The organism is Acinetobacter sp. TUM15064, from assembly GCF_008980265.1.
In the GTDB taxonomy this organism is placed as follows: domain Bacteria; phylum Pseudomonadota; class Gammaproteobacteria; order Pseudomonadales; family Moraxellaceae; genus Acinetobacter.
In genome coordinates, this window is sequence record NZ_BKFU01000014.1 from 1 (window position 1) to 17768 (window position 17768).

The 17768-nt window shown below is 41.9% G+C and carries 13 protein-coding genes; 2 read left to right on the forward strand and 11 right to left on the reverse strand.

Features of this window, described 5'->3' with window-relative positions:
• The coding region (locus GBI16_RS06390) for a hypothetical protein (protein WP_151706749.1) at window positions 1-940 on the reverse strand (940 nt) is incomplete at its 3' end.
• Window positions 941-1005: 65 nt separating this feature from the next.
• Complete coding sequence (locus tag GBI16_RS06395; RefSeq protein WP_151706750.1) at window positions 1006-3900, reverse strand: valine--tRNA ligase; 2895 nt, start codon at window positions 3898-3900, stop codon at window positions 1006-1008.
• A 184-nt stretch (window positions 3901-4084) separates the two neighbouring features.
• Between GBI16_RS06395 and GBI16_RS06400 the strand changes: the two genes are divergently transcribed.
• Both GBI16_RS06400 and GBI16_RS06405 read left to right on the forward strand, forming a co-directional pair.
• Window positions 4085-4759 carry a hypothetical protein gene (locus tag GBI16_RS06400; RefSeq protein WP_151706751.1) on the forward strand — a complete coding sequence of 225 codons (675 nt, stop codon included), beginning with the start codon at window positions 4085-4087 and terminating at the stop codon, window positions 4757-4759.
• Window positions 4760-4771: 12 nt separating this feature from the next.
• Complete coding sequence (locus GBI16_RS06405) at window positions 4772-5578, forward strand: SDR family NAD(P)-dependent oxidoreductase (RefSeq protein ID WP_110974400.1); 807 nt, start codon at window positions 4772-4774, stop codon at window positions 5576-5578.
• Between the two features lie 79 nt (window positions 5579-5657).
• On the opposite strand, the gene GBI16_RS06410 is transcribed toward GBI16_RS06405, so the two are convergent.
• The 9 genes from GBI16_RS06410 to sdsA form a co-directional block, all read right to left on the reverse strand.
• Window positions 5658-6692 (reverse strand): agmatine deiminase family protein, encoded by a 1035-nt coding sequence (locus tag GBI16_RS06410; RefSeq protein WP_151706752.1) that lies wholly within the window; start codon window positions 6690-6692, stop codon window positions 5658-5660.
• Between the two features lie 180 nt (window positions 6693-6872).
• On the reverse strand, window positions 6873-7310 hold the full coding sequence (locus tag GBI16_RS06415; RefSeq protein WP_086208132.1) for a YbjQ family protein: 438 nt from the start codon (window positions 7308-7310) through the stop codon (window positions 6873-6875).
• Between the two features lie 3 nt (window positions 7311-7313).
• Complete coding sequence (locus GBI16_RS06420) at window positions 7314-7670, reverse strand: YbjQ family protein (RefSeq protein WP_086208131.1); 357 nt, start codon at window positions 7668-7670, stop codon at window positions 7314-7316.
• A gap of 103 nt (window positions 7671-7773) precedes the next feature.
• A complete protein-coding gene (gene adeK / locus GBI16_RS06425; protein ID WP_086208130.1) occupies window positions 7774-9231 on the reverse strand; it encodes a multidrug efflux RND transporter AdeIJK outer membrane channel subunit AdeK in 1458 nt (485 codons plus the stop codon).
• Window positions 9231-12410, reverse strand: a complete 3180-nt coding sequence (adeJ, locus tag GBI16_RS06430; protein WP_086208129.1) for a multidrug efflux RND transporter permease subunit AdeJ — start codon at window positions 12408-12410, stop codon at window positions 9231-9233. Before adeJ ends, adeK begins: the two co-directional genes overlap by 1 nt.
• A 12-nt stretch (window positions 12411-12422) precedes the next feature.
• On the reverse strand, window positions 12423-13667 hold the full coding sequence (locus GBI16_RS06435; protein WP_151706753.1) for an efflux RND transporter periplasmic adaptor subunit: 1245 nt from the start codon (window positions 13665-13667) through the stop codon (window positions 12423-12425).
• A gap of 25 nt (window positions 13668-13692) precedes the next feature.
• Window positions 13693-14304 (reverse strand): phosphatase PAP2 family protein, encoded by a 612-nt coding sequence (locus tag GBI16_RS06440; protein WP_086208127.1) that lies wholly within the window; start codon window positions 14302-14304, stop codon window positions 13693-13695.
• Between the two features lie 146 nt (window positions 14305-14450).
• Entirely contained in the window at window positions 14451-16505 is a 2055-nt protein-coding gene (locus GBI16_RS06445) for a site-specific recombinase (protein ID WP_086208126.1), read from the reverse strand.
• A gap of 33 nt (window positions 16506-16538) precedes the next feature.
• Window positions 16539-17516, reverse strand: coding sequence for an All-trans-nonaprenyl-diphosphate synthase (gene sdsA / locus GBI16_RS06450; protein WP_086208125.1), 978 nt, complete (start codon window positions 17514-17516; stop codon window positions 16539-16541).
• Between the last annotated feature and the right edge of the window lie 252 nt (window positions 17517-17768).

A 17768-nucleotide genomic window follows, 5' to 3' on the forward strand; every position in this document is an offset into this window, starting at 1 on the left:
TTGCAGGTCCTTCAATAAAAATATCTAATAAGGAGCTAATAATTGAGTAAGTACGATCTTTAAAGGCTAAGATTTCCGAAATTTTGGAATCTGAGATTTCATAATCTTCTTTGCTACTATTTATTGCTTCAATCAATAAAGAAATACGCTCAACTAATGACAGGAGAGGTGTTATTACATTTCGTTGCAATAAGTTAATAGTCTGATTTTCATTAATTATTTTAGTAATTTTACCTATAATTATAAAATTTCCATCATTTAACTGAGATTTAATTTTATTCGGTTGATGATTCTCCAAATCTAGATCAATTACTCCGATACATTTACCATCAATACTCATTAGCATCTCTAATAAGTTGGATTCCAAATAATTTGTTTCTAGTTCAGAGATTAAGTTTTTAATAATTTCTATTAGATCATTATTAAGCTGATTTTGTACAGGTGACTGTTTTTTTGTTTGTTGACTAGAGCTATTTTTATTAAGAAAAGCTGTTATATATTTCAATTGTGGAGTTAGCATTTTTAAAATTTGCAACAATTCAAAGAAGTCTACTGGTTGCAAATCAGCTTTAATTCCGATGTAAGGGCTTTGTTTTAAATCTTTATTAAAATCATAAAAGTTTAGAATTAATTTTTCTTCTTGTAATTTTTTCAGTACTTTCATATGTAAAGCACCAAGAGTTAAATATTTACTTGTATTCTTTGAATAACTATTAGTATTTTGTAGATCTAATTTACCTTCTAAACTCCCTTCGGCTTTAGCTAACCATTCAAGAATTCCACTAGCTCCTATGCCACCAGAGCCTGATACAGTTTTAGTGGATTGATCATTGTTGGATTCAGAAATATTTGTAGATGTTTCAACTCCATCAAATAAGTATCCAGCGCAGTTAAGTAGCATTTTTTCATTGAGATAAATGGGTTCTAATAATTCTTTCATTTGAAATCATAAAGGGCTGAATAATCAGCCCTTTATACTACAAATTAGATTAAATTAACAACACCTTAAAGCGCTGCAATCTGATCCATATTCGCTTTAATCTTCACTAATTGGTCAGCAAACTCAGCCAGTTTCACTTTTTCACCTTCAACCACAGCCACAGGTGCTTTCGCCACAAAACCTTCATTGCTCAATTTAGTCGCAATTTGGTCATGCTGTTTTTGCACTTTGTCTAAGTCTTTCTGTAGACGACCCAATTCCGCTTTCGGGTCAATCAAGCCCTTCATTGGAACGAATACAGACGCATGTCCAACCACAGATGAAGAAGACAATGGAGGTTGCTCGCCGTCAGCCAAGAAGGTAATGCTTTCTACTTTCGCCAAGGCTTTAAACAACGCTTCAATACGAGTGATTTGTGCTTTTTCAGCTTCCGTCGTGTTTTGTAGAAGCACTGGTAATAAACGCGCATTACCTAAGCCCATTTCACCACGGATGTTACGTACCGCACCAATCAAACCTTGAAGCCATTGCATATCGGCTTCAGCCTGTTCGTTTACACGCTCAGGGTTGGCAACAGGGTATTGCGCCAGCATGATGGTTTCGCCAGAAATACCAAGCTTCGGCGCAAGCGTCTGCCAAATTTCTTCAGTCAAATACGGCATGATTGGGTGTGCAAGACGTAAAGACGCTTCCATCACAGCAAGGAGTACACGACGAACTTCAGCTTTACGCTCAACCGATACATTTTCATCATTCAGAACAGGTTTGGTCAGCTCAACATACCAGTCACAGTATTCATTCCAAATGAACTCGTAAATTGCTTGTGCAGCCAAGTCTAAACGGTAAGTCGCAAAAGCTTGTTGTACCGCAGCTTCGGCTTTTTGCAGACGGCTCACGATCCACTGTTCAGGCAATTCCCAAAGGTCTTGGCGAACTTCAGTGCCAATCACTTGCTCTTCACAGTTCATCATCACGAAACGGGTTGCGTTCCAGATTTTGTTGGCAAAGTTACGGTAACCTTCAACACGTTTCATGTCGAACTTAATGTCACGACCCGTGTTCGCAAGCGCACAGAACGTGAAACGAACCGCATCCGTACCATAGGCTTGAATGCCTTCTGGGAATTCTTTACGGGTTGATTTTTCAATCTTCGCCGCTTGTTTCGGATTCATCAGACCTGTAGTACGTTTTTGTACTAAAGTCTCAAGGTCAACACCGTCAATCAAATCTAATGGGTCAAGCACGTTGCCTTTCGACTTCGACATTTTTTGACCTTCGCCATCACGGACTAGACCGTGAACATAGACCGTTTTAAACGGAACTTGTGGCGTACCATCTTCATTTTTCATGAAGTGCATCGTAAACATAATCATACGAGCAACCCAGAAGAAGATGATGTCAAAACCAGTCACCAATACATCCGTTGGGTGGAAGGTATTGAGGAAATAGTTTTCCGCATCTTTCTTGGCATCGCCAGTCCAACCTAAAGTTGAGAACGTCCATAGCGCAGAAGAGAACCATGTGTCGAGTACGTCTTCGTCTTGGCTAAGCGCAACATCAGCAGGGATGTTATTTTTGGTACGTACTTCAGCTTCGTCACGACCGACATAGATGTTACCTTCAGCATCGTACCAAGCTGGGATACGGTGACCCCACCAAAGTTGACGAGAGATACACCAGTCTTGGATGTTGTTCATCCACGCCATGTACATGTTGCTGTATTGCTCAGGCACGAACTTGATGCGACCGTCTTGAACCGCTTCAATGGCAGGTTGAGCCAATGGTGCAATTTTCACATACCATTGATCGGTCAATAATGGCTCAACGATTACGCCTGAACGGTCACCGCGAGGTGGTTTAAGCGTATAAGGTTGGATTTGATCTAACCAGCCTTCAGCTTCGGCTTGTTCAACCAGTTTTTTACGTGCTTCAAAACGCTCTAAACCAATATAGTCCGCAGGCGCAGGGATGGTTTTAGAAATTTGCTCACCCGCTTTGGCGATGTATTCAAACTCAGCCAATATTTCTGCATTTTTGTTGAAGATATTGATGATCGGCAATTCACAACGCTTACCAACTTCATAGTCGTTAAAGTCATGAGCAGGCGTGATTTTCACACAGCCTGTACCGAATTCTTTATCGACATATTCGTCTTTCACGATTGGAACAGCACGACCTGTAATTGGCAGGATAATGTTCTGACCCACAAGGTGCGTATAGCGTTCATCATCCAGTGCCACAGCAACCGCAGTATCACCGAGCAATGTTTCAGGGCGTGTGGTCGCTACAACGATGTGGTCTTTACCATCATGGGTACGTAGGTTTTTATCTTCAAAGAAATATTTGAAGTGCCACAATGAACCTGCTTCTTCTTTATCTGACTCAACTTCGAGGTCAGAAAGCGCCGTTTGTAATTTTGGATCCCAGTTCACCAAACGTTTGCCACGGTAAATCAAACCGTCTTCGTGCAGTTTAACGAACACTTCTTTGACCGCATTCGATAGACCTTCATCCATGGTAAAGCGTTCACGCGACCAGTCCACTGAAGAACCTAGTCGACGGATTTGACGAGTAATCGTGCCGCCTGATTGTTCTTTCCATTCCCAAACTTTTTCAATGAATTTTTCACGGCCGAGGTCATGACGGCTGACACCCTGAGCGCCCAATTGACGTTCAACCACCATTTGCGTTGCAATACCCGCATGGTCTGTACCTGGCTGCCATAAGGTATTTTTACCTGACATGCGGTTGTAGCGAGTTAACGCATCCATAATGGCATTGTTAAAACCATGACCCATGTGCAAGCTACCGGTGACGTTTGGTGGCGGAATCATGATACAAAATGACTCACCTTTTTCAGAGGGCTTAAAATAGCCACGCTCTTCCCAAGTTTGGTACCATTTTTTCTCGATCTCGGTTGGATCGTAAGTTGTAGCAATATTTTGCGCTGAATCAGTCATAGTTCAAACAGTTCAAAAGTAGATAAAAAATTGCATCTATTGTAGCAAAGAAATCGTAAATGGGGGCATGTAAAGCAAATGCGTTGATCTAGCAATTGCGACATGAAGCAGAGCGCTTTATGATGTGTTTACACCTAGAGTGCGCATTGTTCGCAGTAAAAATCAAAAAAAAAGGGGGATCACGATGACTTATCAAATTTCTTTAAAATTAAAACCCGAAACTCACCAGCGCTTTACCCATATTCATCAACAGCTCAATGCTGGCGAAAGCCAAAATTTAGCAAAACCACTCGGTGAAGTTCTAGCAGATATTTCGTGTGAAGTAATTGATCAGGTCTTTGGGGATTTAGCCCGACTCTCAACTTCGGGCGATGGAGAGTCGGAAAAAGTCATCAAGCAGATTGTGGATACGATGCGTAAGTACATGCCGTGGTCGGTCTCCTTTTTTTCTAATGATCGCCTAACGCCTATGGTGAATTATTTAGATCGTATGATGTACGATGCTGAAGGAACCCATTTTCTAAGTTATCCTGTCGAAAAGACTTTGGTGAATGAGCTTTTGGGTTGTGCGGACCAGATGGATAAAGGCAATAATCAATATGTATCACCTGCTTTAAAAGCATTTACTCAAATTGTGGATCAGGGGGTGACCAGTTTGATCCGTGAACCGAAGAAAATGTTGAAATTTAATGTAGTGGTGGATAAAACACTCAATGGGGTGATTAGCTTTACCACTCAATTGGGTTATAAACGCTTTGACAAATTAGGTCGTATTTATGATGCGCAGATGATGAGTCAATATTTTGATCATTTTCTAACTTTTTTAAATGATCAACCTACAAATAAAACTTCGGTATGAGGCAATAAGGACATGGCACAGTTAAACAGTTTAGATGCGAAAGTGGTGTGGATTACAGGAGCATCTTCAGGGTTAGGGGAAGCACTGGCTAAAGAATGTGCCTTACAGGGGGCTGAGGTCGTACTCACGGCAAGACGTTTGGATGAACTCGAAAAAGTCCGTGTAGGGCTGCTTAATCCAGATCAACACATTTCTATTTGTGCCGACATTACCGATGAGACGCAGGTCCGTCACGCCTATGAGCAAGTGCTCCAGAAAAAAGGTCGGATTGACTGGCTGATTAATAATGCCGGTTTAAGTCAACGTGCCTTGATTGCCGACACGACTATGCAAACTGAACGCGCAATTATGGAAGTCGATTATTTCTCGCAAGTGTTTTTAACCAAAACAGTTCTGCCGACATTCTTAGCACAAAAATCAGGTCGTATTGCCTTTGTGTCAAGTGTGGCGGGTTTATTGGGGACGCAGTATCGTGCCAGTTATTCAGCGGCCAAGGCTGCTATTCACATGTGGGCAAATAGCCTACGTGCCGAAGTGGCCAATGAAGGTGTAGATGTTTCGGTGATTTTCCCAGGTTTTGTTAAAACCAATGTCTCGTTTAATGCTTTAAATGGCGCAGGTAAACCGCAAGGTCATCAAGATGAAGCGATTGAAAATGGTTTAGAACCGGATATTTTTGCGCAAACCGTAGTAAGTGCTTTGCTCAAAGGTGAAGAATACATCGTAGTCGGTGGACGTAAGGAGAAAATGGGTGTTCTTGTGTCTCGTTTATCACCTAAAACATTGTATAAAATGATTCGTAAGATGAAAGTGAAGTAAAGTGAAACGGGCAGGGAGAAATATGTTCCCTGCCCGTTGAATTGATGTTTTCTTATGGATATAGTTTGGGATCGGACTTTTACTTACTGATTTTATTTAAATAATTTAAAAATAATTCCGCATTTTTCCCACGCACTTGCCAAGACATACAACGCACGCCACCGCCCATATGACAGACATTAGCAGACTGTACTGGAATCACGGTACGTTTGGTAACGCTACGAATTTGCTTTAAAGCGATAGCATCCTCTTTAATGCCAAATTGCGGGAAGTAAATTCGCTCAGGTGTGACCAGCATGTTGGTGTATAAGCCACATGCAGAACCAAACTTTTCATCATAAATCTCACTGCCATCATAAGGAGTGATGATTTCACGAATTTTTACATTGGGAATGCCGCGTTTTAGATCTGCTTTAAGCTGCTTGGCATAGTCGGGATCTTCAGGGTAGGAGTTAATCACCAAGGTGTTTTGGTCGACAAAACTGACCACACCGTCCGCATGTTCCAAGCCGCCTTGTTCATCGGCTTCAATGAATGCAATTTGTTTGGCTCCTGTCAGTGCCATGAGTTTCTTACGCGCTTCGTTTTCGGTTAGCTTGTTATCTGCTAGAAACTTGGTGCTGAGGACGACATTGCCATACCCATCTTCCACCCAATTACCACCATCATTCAACAGTTTGGTCTGAGTAAACTGTAAGCCTGCTTTTTGACTGTAGTATTTAAATTCATCCTGCACTTCATCTGAAATAGCCTGCCCCTTTTTAGCCCCACCTTGTCCTGCGGCCGTGTAGCGGAACATGACGGGTTGAGCTGGATTGGCGCTGGTGAAGTCACGCATCCAAATGTCATGCATCGGTGCGATTGCTACATGCTTTTTTCCCAAAGCTTTGACATAGTCGGGGTAGAGCTGTTTGTCTGTCAGAACAACGACATTGTCTCCGTTTTTAATAATTTTTTTTGCATAATCGACGTGGAAATCAAAAATATCATCAATCATTTTTGCATAGTAAGCATCATTACTTTGAGGGGATGCCAGTACAATTAATTCAGCTTTGGCTACAAGTGGGATCATGCTGAGTACAGCCATACTTATTTTTAGTGCTAAAGATTTCATTATTTGTGACCTATTTACAGTGTAGGTGAAGTCCATTTTTATTTTGTTCAGTGTAGAGAATTATGCTCTAGCGAGCAATCTAGCATCAAGCTGTACGATAGAAGGTGACCGAGCATGAGCGATTTTGTGCACTCATGCTGTTTGAGTTTAGTGAATGGTGGATTGGTTCATAGTCGCTGTTTAAGGAATTTGAATGGCGGTCCCATAAGCAAAGACTTCGACCATACCGCCTTGCATCCCCATTTCTGTAGTCGCCAGTCGAATACAAGCGATGTGTGTTGCGCCGTGCTTTTCTGCTTCAAGCTTAAGTCGGACAATAGCTTCACGACGGGCACGATCTACCACACTTTCATAACTGGTCAGCCGACCGCCCAAAAAGTTTTGCACAGTGGCCAGTACGTATTTGAAGTAATCATGTGAAATCACCACATTGCTACTGATCATGTGTCCAGACTGTGCAAAATTCACTTTGCGCAGATTACCCACAGTGATGTAGGCAAGTCGCTTTTCATTCTGTTCAAGTTCCGCCAAATGTTTGCGTTCGTTATAACGACCAAAACCAAAACCGACGCTAAACAGCACCGCAAAAATCAGCAGTTGGAAAATTAAGCTTTCCATCGTTTAGGCCTGCTTTGGAAAAGGGTCAGGGAGATGGTTGTTTAACGGTGTGACACGGACGGCAGTGCCATACACAAATAATTCTGATGCACCTTGGGCAATATTTGAAGTTGAAAAACGAATTCCTACGATGGCATTTGCACCTAGGCCTTGTGCTTTTGCAATCATACGATTCATAGCTTCTTGGCGTGATTCTTCTAAAAGTTCAGTATAGGCCGTGAGTTCACCCCCGACGATATTTTTCAGGCCTGCCAGAAAATCGCGTCCGACATGTTTACTCCGAACTGTACTCCCATAAACCACGTCCAGTTGCTGAGAAATCGTATGTCCAGGTACAGACTCAAGGTTACTTAAAAGCATAATGTCCATTATTTAAAAGTGAGTATTGTCTTTGAAGATAGGAAAAAGCCGATGAAAAAGCAATAAAAAAGCCCACCGAAGTGAGCTTTTCATACCGCAAGCGTTAGTTTGCAGTTTTGTTATATTTTACATCTGAAGAAGAGGGCTGTTTCGCCACTTGATCAGCTGTATTGGCTTTCACACCACCACCAAGCGTTTTATACACTTCAACTTGGTTATTTAAGTTTGCTTGTTCAAGCAATAACAGACCTTGTTCCGCCGAGTACGAAGTACGCTGAGCATCGAGTACTGTTAAGTAGTTGTCGATCCCTGCACGGAAGCGTGCTGTTGACAGCTTATAGGTGGTATTGGTGGCATCCACAAGACGACGTTGTGCAGATAGACGATCACCAATATTTTCACGTACAGCTAATGCATCATTCACTTCACGGAAAGCCGTTTGAATGGTTTTTTCATAATCTGACAACGCAATTTTTTGGTCAGTTTCTGAAATCTTCACATTGGCACGACGTGTACCCCAGTCAAAGATAGGGATATCTAAGCTTGGGCCAAGTGACCAAACGAAGGCACCTGATTTAAACAAGTCGCTTAAATCTGTCGATGCATAACCTGCTGTACCTGTTAAGCTAATTGTTGGGAATAATTGTGCTTTTGCCGCACCAATATTGGCACCTGCAGCAGACAATTGATACTCAGCAGAGCGAACATCAGGACGGTTATTCAACAAGTCACTTGGTAATCCAGCAGTTAAAGCTGTACTTTGAGTAATGCGTTTAACTGGTTGCGGTGCCAATAAGTTAGCTGGTACAGCCTGACCCACCAACAAGTTCAATAAATTCTGCGCTTGGGCCACTTGAGTCTTGTAGTTGGCAACATCATTACGTGCAGTTTCAACTGAAATTTGCGCTTGACGAACGGGAACTTCACTGTCGATACCAACATCAAAACGTTTTTTGTTCAGATTGTATGACTCAAGCTGTGCTTTAAGCGTTTGATCTGCCAGTTTTAAGTTAGCATTGGCAAATGAATAGCTGAGCCATGCTTGCGCAACTTGACCAATCAACGAAATTTGTGTTGCATCACGCGCACTTTGGGTCGCTAAATAGCTGTCCAAAGCATTGTCTTTTAAGCTACGTACACGCCCCCAAAAGTCTAACTCATAAGCGGTGACACCAAGGCCAACATTATAGGTTGTGACTGGCTTAGTCGTACTTAACGTATCTTGACGAAGCACACTACCACTTGCCCCAATAGTGGGTAGTTGGTTGTTTTCAGTAATTTGATACGCTTGTTGTGCACGTTGAATATTTAAAGTTGCAGTGCGTAGGTCACGGTTATTGGCCAAAGCCATTTCAATGACTTGTACCAATCGTGCATCAGCAAAAAAATCTTTATAACCTTGCTCAGCAATAGACGGTCCTGTAGCTGAACCAATATATCCTGTTGGGATATCCGCTTGAACGACGGGTTCTGGACCACGCATGCTTTGACATGCAGTCAAAGCAAGCGCAAGTGCAGATACCGCAATGCTACGACCTGAAATAGACCATACTTTTTGCATCACGATGTTTGCTCCTGATTATTTTGTTTCTTCGGTTTGTATTTGAAAATGCTGCGAATCCAAACAAAGAATACTGGAATGAAGAAAATACCCAAAAGTGTAGAACTAATTACACCACCAAGTACACCATAACCGACAGAGTGTTGACTACCTGCACCTGCACCTGCTGAAAGGGCAAGAGGGAGTACACCAAAACCGAAGGCAAGGGTGGTCATAATGATTGGGCGTAAACGCATTTTTGCAGCATGAAGGGTTGCATCAAATAAGTCTTCACCTTTTTCTTGCAACTCTTTTGCAAACTCTACAATCAAGATTGCATTTTTCGCAGAAAGACCAATTACGGCAACAATTGCGACTTGGAAGTAGATGTTAAATGACAGGTTTGGATCGCCTTTGATGATCATACCTAACCACGTTAAAGTAAATGCACCAATAATACCAAGTGGTACAACCAGCAATACTGAAACAGGGATAGACCAACTTTCATATAAAGCTGAAAGACAAAGGAATACGATCAACATTGAAAGAATGAGTAATGGTCCTGTTTGACTACCAGAATCACGTTCTTCTAAAGATAAACCCGTCCATTCATAGTCGAAGCCATCTAAGCCCATTGACGGTAACTTGCCAATAATTTCTTCCATTGCAATCATGGCATCACCCGAACTAACGCCTGGTGCAGGAGTACCTTGGATGTTGACTGATGATACGCCGTTATAACGCTCTAGACGTGGGGAACCATAAGTCCATTCGCCTGTTGCAAATGCTGAGAATGGAACCATTGTGCCGCTACTATTACGTACGTACCACTTGTTCAAGTCTTCAGGCATCATACGTGCATTTGCTTCGCCTTGCACATAGACTTTTTTCACACGACCACGGTCTACGAAGTCATTAATATACGAACCACCCCAAGCGATACTCATGGTTGTATTGATATCAGCAATACTTACACCCATTGCGCCTGCTTGTGCTTGGTCAATACTAATTTGATACTGAGGCGTATCTTCTTGACCATTTGGACGCACACCTGCAAGGCGTTTATCCTGTGCTGCCATACCTAGAATCGCATTACGTGCAGCAATCAGTTTTTCATGACCTTGACCACTCGCATCTTTTAATTGGATGTCAAAACCAGCAGATACACCTAATTCAGGCATTGCAGGTAACTGTAATGGCATGATGTAAGAGGCATCTTTCACGATCATATTCAATGCCATACCACGTTGGATGATGGCACCAATTTGTGATTCAGGTGAGGTACGCTCACTCCAGTCCTTCAGCTTGATAAACGCAAGACCTGCGTTTTGACCAACACCTGTGAATGAGAAACCAGAAACAGTAAAGATGGACTCTACATGTTCTTTTTCTTTATTCATGAAATAGTCTGTCATTGTGGTGATGACTTTATCGGTACGTTCAAGGCTTGCACTTGGTGGAAGCTGTACGAGTGTCATTACCACACCTTGGTCTTCGTCAGGCAAGAATGATGATGGTAAAGCTTTATATAGGCCAACTAAGCCTGCAATCACCAGTAAATAAACCACACCAGAAAATACTTTATGATGGGTCATACGGTTGACACCACCTTGGTATTTTACGGATAGCTTTTCAAAGCTGTTGTTAAACCAACGGAAGAAACGCGCAAAAATATTATTACTTTCTGGTTTGTTTGCATCATGTTGTTTTAACAAGGTTGCACATAAGGCAGGGGTGAATGTTAATGCGACGATCAATGACAGAATCATTGCTGTCACAAGTGTAATCGAGAACTGACGGTAAATAACACCAGTAGTACCACCGAAGAAAGCCATCGGTACGAATACGGCTGTTAACACACTGGTAATACCGACTAAGGCACCAGAAATCTGTTGCATTGACTTTTCAGTGGCAACAACAGGGTCGAGATGCTCTTCTTGCATGACACGTTCGACGTTTTCCACCACAACAATCGCATCATCGACCAGAAGACCAATCGCTAAGACCATTGCAAACATGGTGAGTGTGTTGATGGAGAAACCGAAAATGTTAATGACAGCAAAGGTACCCAATACAACCACAGGAACAGCAAGTGTTGGGATAATCGTTGCACGCCAGTTCTGTAGGAACAAGAACATGACAATGAACACCAAAATTATGGCTTCAATTAAAGTGTGAACCACACTTTCAATCGAAAGCTTAATAAATGGAGTTGTGTCATAAGCCAGTTTATCTTTTAAACCATCTGGATAGTTCTTACGAAGTTCACTGAGGCGCTTTTCTACAGCTGCTGCTGTATCTAGTGCATTTGCACCAGTTGCCAGTTTAATCGCTACACCACCAGCAGGTTTGCCATTGAATTTAGAGTCAAATTGATAGTTATCTGAACCAAGTTCAACACGTGCAACATCAGATAAGCGCACTTGAGCGCCAGATGCTGTATTTTTGAGGAAAATATTTCTAAATTGCTCAGGGGTCTGCAACATACTTTGCGCATTGACCGTAGCATTCAGAACTTGTCCCTGAATTGATGGAGCACCACCGAGTTGACCCACAGCAACTTGTGAGTTCTGCGCATTAATGGCAGTTGCAATATCACTTGGTGTAACTTGCAGACTGGTCATTTTCGCTGGATCAAGCCAAATACGCATCGCGTATGAACCACCAAAAACTTGTACTTCACCCACCCCAGCAACACGACTGAGCGGTTCGGAAATGTTGGAGTTTACATAGTCTTTAATGTCAGATGCAGAAAGGCTTTCATCTGGAGAATAGAATGCCACAACTTGCATAAAGCTTGCGCCAGATTTGGTGACTTTGACACCTTGGCGTTGCACATCTTCAGGTAAGAGTGCAGTTGCAGATTGTAGCTTGTTCTGTACTTGAACTTGTGCAATGTCTGGATCAATGCCTTGCTCAAAGTTCAAGTTAATAGATGCCTGACCATTGCCAGCACTGTTAGAAGAGATATAACGTAAGCCATCTAGACCATTCATTTGTTGTTCAATGATCTGAGTCACGGTATTTTCAACCGTTTGTGCAGAAGCACCTGGGTACGTTGCAGAAATTGTCACCGTGGGCGGTGCAATCGTCGGATACTGGGCAACTGGCATATTGGTTAGCGTAATAACACCCGCCAACATAATCACCAGTGCAATCACCCACGCAAAAATGGGGCGATGAATAAAAAATTGAGCCATTCAGTCTACCCCTTATGTGTTTGAAGTAGCTTTTTGTTCTGTTTTCGCACCAGCTTCTGTCTTTTTAGCCTCAGTTGTTGGAGCTTGAGGCGCTGCTGCTTGAGGTTGATACGGTTTCGTAACAACTTTTTGTTCAGCTTTAACTTTCGCTATACCGTCAACAATAACTTTTTCACCTGTTTTAAGACCTTGAGTCACAATCCAGTTTTGGCCTTGAATGCCAGATGTGGTGATTGGGCGAGACTCAACAACACCTTTGTCATTCACAATCATCGCGATGGCTTGACCAGTAGGTGTACGTGTCACAGCAATTTGTGGCACTAAAATCGCATTTGGGATCACCCCTTGCACGATTTGAGCGTTGGCAAACATACCAGGAAGTAATAAGTGATTTGGGTTCGGGAACACTGCACGGATGGTTACAGTCCCTGTATCTGGATTGACACTTGCATCAGAGAACGCTAAACGTCCTTCGACTGGGTACTCACTTCCATCTTCTAGTTTAAGTTTTACGCGAGTGTTATTACTGCTGTCTAAACTACCTTTGCTTAGTTGTTGGCGTAAGCGTAGAAGTTCAGAACTTGACTGGTTGATATCAACATAGATTGGGTCTAAACGCTGAATCGTCACCAAAGGGTCAGTTTGATTTGCTGTAACCAATGCGCCTGCTGTAACTGTTGAACGGTTCGTTTGACCTGAAATAGGTGAACGAATGGTTGAGTAGCCTAAATCTACTTCAGCATTTTTAACTTGTGCACGTGCAGCAGCGACTTGTGCTTCTGCAACATTCACTTGACCGACTAAGTCATCATAATCTTGTTTCGCAACAGCATTGCTTGAAACCAGTTGTTGATAACGATTGAGTTTGGTTTTAAGTGAGCTTAGATTTGCTTCTTGTTGTAATAATGCTGCTTTGGCATTATCAAATGTTGCGCGATTAGTACGAGAATCAAGTTCATAAAGTGCCTGTCCTTCACGTACATAGCTGCCTTCCGCAAACAAACGTTTTAGAATAATTCCACTCGTTTGTGGGCGAACTTCAGAGACTTCAAATGCCGTGGTTCTGCCAGATAACTCTACAGATTGTTCTACATTTTGCGGTTGTGCAACAATGACACCGACTTCAGTAGGTGGTATTTGTTGAGAAGCGCCTGCTTGCTGCGCATCCTTTGGGTCTTTGCTACAACCAACAAGTGCAATACTCGTTGCTAATGCGCAAGCGGTAAGGGCTGGGGCCCAAAGCTTTGCCGACATCATTGTTCCACCTCGATTAGATTTTTATCTAAAAATAATTTGTATTTGATTGGTTGTATCTGCCATACATAATGTAGAGCAGTGAAATCCATATAATACTGATACTCCATCCCGCAAGGACATCGGACGGGAAATGTACCCCAAGATAGACTCTTGAAATTCCCATCATCAGCATCCATAAAAGAGCAATGCAGACAATAAAACGATGTGCAGGAAATGGGCGACTTAAGAAAATGGCAAGACACGCCAAAGTGGCAGCATACATACTGTGCGCACTTGGAAAGGAAGCACCATAGCTCGTCACTAGGTGAAACATTTCTGGTGGGCGTGGTCTTGAAATTAAAAATTTAAGTAGCCAAACAGAAGCAATGCTTCCAACTACGCCTAAACCTATAAAAATGACATCTTTATACTTTTTATACCATGCACGATGGAAACACCATAGACAGGTTAAAAATAATACAAATGGCATGCCGCCGAGTGCAGATAAAAGTATTGCAAACTTATTTATAGGCTCAGTTCTCAACGTACTGAAATTTTCAACTATTGTTAAATCTAGCGATGTTAATGGTTGAAAAAATAATACTAATATGCTGATTATAAATAGAATAATACCGATAAAAAGCAACAAATAAGGCATGCTAAAACTCGTGTCATTTGAACCGATTTGAGCGCGGTTATTTACTGGGTTAAAGTGTACTCATCAGTACACTTTAATTCAAGTGTTGATTAATAATGCATAAAATTTTGTTCATAGTCTAACAAGTGCTCAAAATGGGTACAAAATCATTTTGTATGGTGTTTTGTACTGTTTGAACTTTCTTCAACTTCAAGTGGTACTTTTGGGGGCCAAAAGAAATCACTTGGGCGAGTCAGAAAATGGGTGAGTACCAATTTTGCTAAAGGTTTCCATTGTTCAAAACGAACTCGACGTGCACGTAAAGCCACAATAATAGTCAAGGTAAAACTGACGAATAAGTTTGTTAGACCAATGCACAATACCCCAAGGAAAGATACAATAATCAAGCCAATTTCAGGACTGCCATTAATATTCATTAGCCCTTGAATAAAGTTTGCTGAAGCAAAGGCAATGTGTCGAATATCTAAAGGTAACCCCAAAATGTAGCCAATGGTTCCCATACTTCCTAGCATAATCCCGAATAAGAAATTACCTGCCAACGCACCTAAGTTACGTTCTATATAACCTGCAAATTTATCGAGCCGTTCTTGTCGCATGATGGTTTTGAGACGGGGGTGTGCTTTTAAGCGAGGACCAACTTTGCGGTAGACGGCCATATTATCGAAATAGCCCGCCAGCAGACCTGACAAAAATAAACATACGCCAGCAATAGCAGCATGGGGAATGGCTAAAGAGGTAAATGGATTCAGGTCGTGTAGTGCTTTGCTGGCTTTTGCATGTGTCATCAGAGGTTCGTGTAGCCCCGTTGCCCAAGCCCATGCAATAAAGGCTGCAACGGGTATGGCAATCGAGATATTACCCAAAATAGCAATGAACTGGGTACGGATAATATTGATAATCAATGCTGCTAATTCAGCAATTTGCGCGGTTTTAGAACCTTTGCGGTGTTGTACTGTTGCTGCAAGGGCTGCAGCAGTCATCGCGGGTTGTTTAGTCGCTACAGTAAAGTGCAAGACATGAATCAGCATAAAACCTAGTGAGTAATTCATACTGTAAATAAAGGCTTGCATGAGTGGTGCCATGACCATACGTGCCGACAAGGTTTTGAGCGTTGCCATAATGGCAATAATAACCCCTGCACCTGCTGCCGATTTGTACATGGCCAAAAAGCCTTGTTTGTCTGTACTTACATAGTGTTCACCTGTTTTACTGGCATTTTCAGTTACCTGTAACGCAATGAGTTCACTGTTGGTAGTGAGTAGAGAACGAACACTGCGTTCGCTATAAATTGCAGCGGTAATATCGACCAGAAGGTTGCTAATGGCTTTATAGTGCGCTTCACCTTCTTCTACAATCAAATTGAGCAACAGTTCAACGCGGTCTAAGCACTGTTCTAATAAGGATATGAGATAAGTTAGGCTCACACTTACCCCAATGCGTTTGGTTGAGCGACGAATTTTTAGAACTACATCACGACACTGCTCAATCATAACCAATGCCTGAGATGCATCGGGTGGTGCAACCACACTGGAAACATCGGCGTCGTGATGAGCTTTTTTATACTGTTGAATGAATTCGATCATTTCGCGATTCTGAACTAAGAAAGGCGATTCATATTCAGTCAGTTCAGGATGTGCATTAATAAATTCAGGATATAAACCAATACCACTAATCCGATAAGACAGCACCGTGATGGCTTTAATCACTTCACTGCGAATTTTGACTTTTTCTTTTTGATTGGCATGGCCATGATTGAGCAGGTTCAGCAGTTGTAGCCAGTCACTGTCTTTGATGTTATCAAGCCAATATTTATCACTTCGGTTGGGGAAAACACGACGGACTAAATCTTGCAACTGCGTCTCGTCGTTAATCAGCGGTAAAAAATGTGCGCCTAAACGCTGCGACAATTGATTCCAAAAACCATCTAAAGACAAAATGCCAGTATCGGCATACAGACTGGTTTGTTTGTATTGGGAAATCAGGCCTAAGATGAAGCTTTGCAATGTTGAGCCTGCATCAGGCGTAATCAACAAAGCATGAATTAATGCTTGTATTTTTTGATGAATTTCATCAGTTTGATATGAGTCAGTAGGGCGAATACGTTCCACCAACTCAATTAAAAGTTGGTCATTTAAAGCAACTTGAGGATGCTCAAGTTGCTGCTGCATTTGAGAGAAAAGATCATTAAATTGTATATGCATAAGCAAGTTAAAAACGTTCTAAGGCATGATTTGTTATTGAATTCGATGCAAAGCCAGTTGGGTTAGATTAACCAAAGCTTGACGATATTGGCTTTCAGGTAAAGCCTGTAAAGCGTCTAAAGCAGCTTCGGTTTCTTCGTGCGCACGCTGACGACAATAGTCCAGTGCACCAGAATTGTTCACAATTGCAATGACTTGTTCAAGATCTGCCGTTCCACCTGTGGCAATACTTCTACGAACGACATCATGCTCTGCGCCCGTTGTGTTTTTCAATGCTGAGATTAAAGGTAAAGTTGGTTTACCTTCCATCAAATCATCACCAATATTTTTACCTAATGTTTCAGCATCTGAGGTGTAATCTAAAATATCATCAATAATTTGGAAGGCATTGCCGAAGTGACCTGCGAATAAACGCAGTGCTTCTCGATACTGTGGCGTACCTGAAAGAATAGCAGCACCTTCAGTTGCCAGTTCAAATAAACGTGACGTTTTACCGTGAATAATATCTAAATAAGTTTGTTCTGTGGTTTCAGGCTGATGTTGGGCTTGAAGCTGTAGTACTTCACCTTCCGCAATTTCACAGGTTCCTGTAGAAAAATCTTTGAGTAAAGTCATGTCGCCCAAATCGACCAACAGATCAAAGGCACGTGAAATGAGGAAGTCACCGACCAGAACTGCAGTCTGATTGTTCCAAGTCGCGTTCGCTGTTGGTCGACCACGACGTAAACCAGACTCGTCCACTACATCGTCATGAACTAGAGTTGCGGTATGAAGCATTTCAATGATTGCAGCAAGTTTACGTTGACGTTCTAAATCTTCTGCACCACAGGCTTTTGCTGCTAATAAACACATAATTGGACGCATGCGTTTACCACCTGCTTCAACCACATGTTTACTCACTGCCATGACTAGAGCCACTTTAGAGGTAATTCCTTCATTAATAAATGTGTCCATCATGGCAAAGTCTTGAGCTACTGGGGCGAGAATATCTTGCTTAAAATCGACGGTCATTTGAAGAGAAGCCTCATCTATATAAAGTGATAAAAATCAGCAATACAATTATGGTTTAAAATAAGGACACATGTCTAAATCATTCATTTCAATCATAAATAAGGCTAGCATTGTGCGAGGCTATATTTTAGAAAGACAGTTCCTTATTTCCCCGATGTATAAGCGTACCGTATTTGTACGTCTATTTATACCTTCGAATCAATTCCTTCATACTATAGCGAATTGATTTTAAAAATCTATTTCATTGTAAGC

Bases quoted from the DNA above. Each gene is read 5' to 3' on its own strand.
- GBI16_RS06395 (WP_151706750.1), bottom strand. From the start codon at position 3,900: ATGACTGATTCAGCGCAAAATATTGCTACAACTTACGATCCAACCGAG.
- GBI16_RS06400 (WP_151706751.1), top strand. From the start codon at position 4,085: ATGACTTATCAAATTTCTTTAAAATTAAAACCCGAAACTCACCAGCGC.
- GBI16_RS06405 (WP_110974400.1), top strand. From the start codon at position 4,772: ATGGCACAGTTAAACAGTTTAGATGCGAAAGTGGTGTGGATTACAGGA.
- GBI16_RS06410 (WP_151706752.1), bottom strand. From the start codon at position 6,692: ATGAAATCTTTAGCACTAAAAATAAGTATGGCTGTACTCAGCATGATC.
- GBI16_RS06415 (WP_086208132.1), bottom strand. From the start codon at position 7,310: ATGGAAAGCTTAATTTTCCAACTGCTGATTTTTGCGGTGCTGTTTAGC.
- GBI16_RS06420 (WP_086208131.1), bottom strand. From the start codon at position 7,670: ATGCTTTTAAGTAACCTTGAGTCTGTACCTGGACATACGATTTCTCAG.
- adeK (WP_086208130.1), bottom strand. From the start codon at position 9,231: ATGCAAAAAGTATGGTCTATTTCAGGTCGTAGCATTGCGGTATCTGCA.
- adeJ (WP_086208129.1), bottom strand. From the start codon at position 12,410: ATGGCTCAATTTTTTATTCATCGCCCCATTTTTGCGTGGGTGATTGCA.
- GBI16_RS06435 (WP_151706753.1), bottom strand. From the start codon at position 13,667: ATGATGTCGGCAAAGCTTTGGGCCCCAGCCCTTACCGCTTGCGCATTA.
- GBI16_RS06440 (WP_086208127.1), bottom strand. From the start codon at position 14,304: ATGCCTTATTTGTTGCTTTTTATCGGTATTATTCTATTTATAATCAGC.
- GBI16_RS06445 (WP_086208126.1), bottom strand. From the start codon at position 16,505: ATGCATATACAATTTAATGATCTTTTCTCTCAAATGCAGCAGCAACTT.
- sdsA (WP_086208125.1), bottom strand. From the start codon at position 17,516: ATGACCGTCGATTTTAAGCAAGATATTCTCGCCCCAGTAGCTCAAGAC.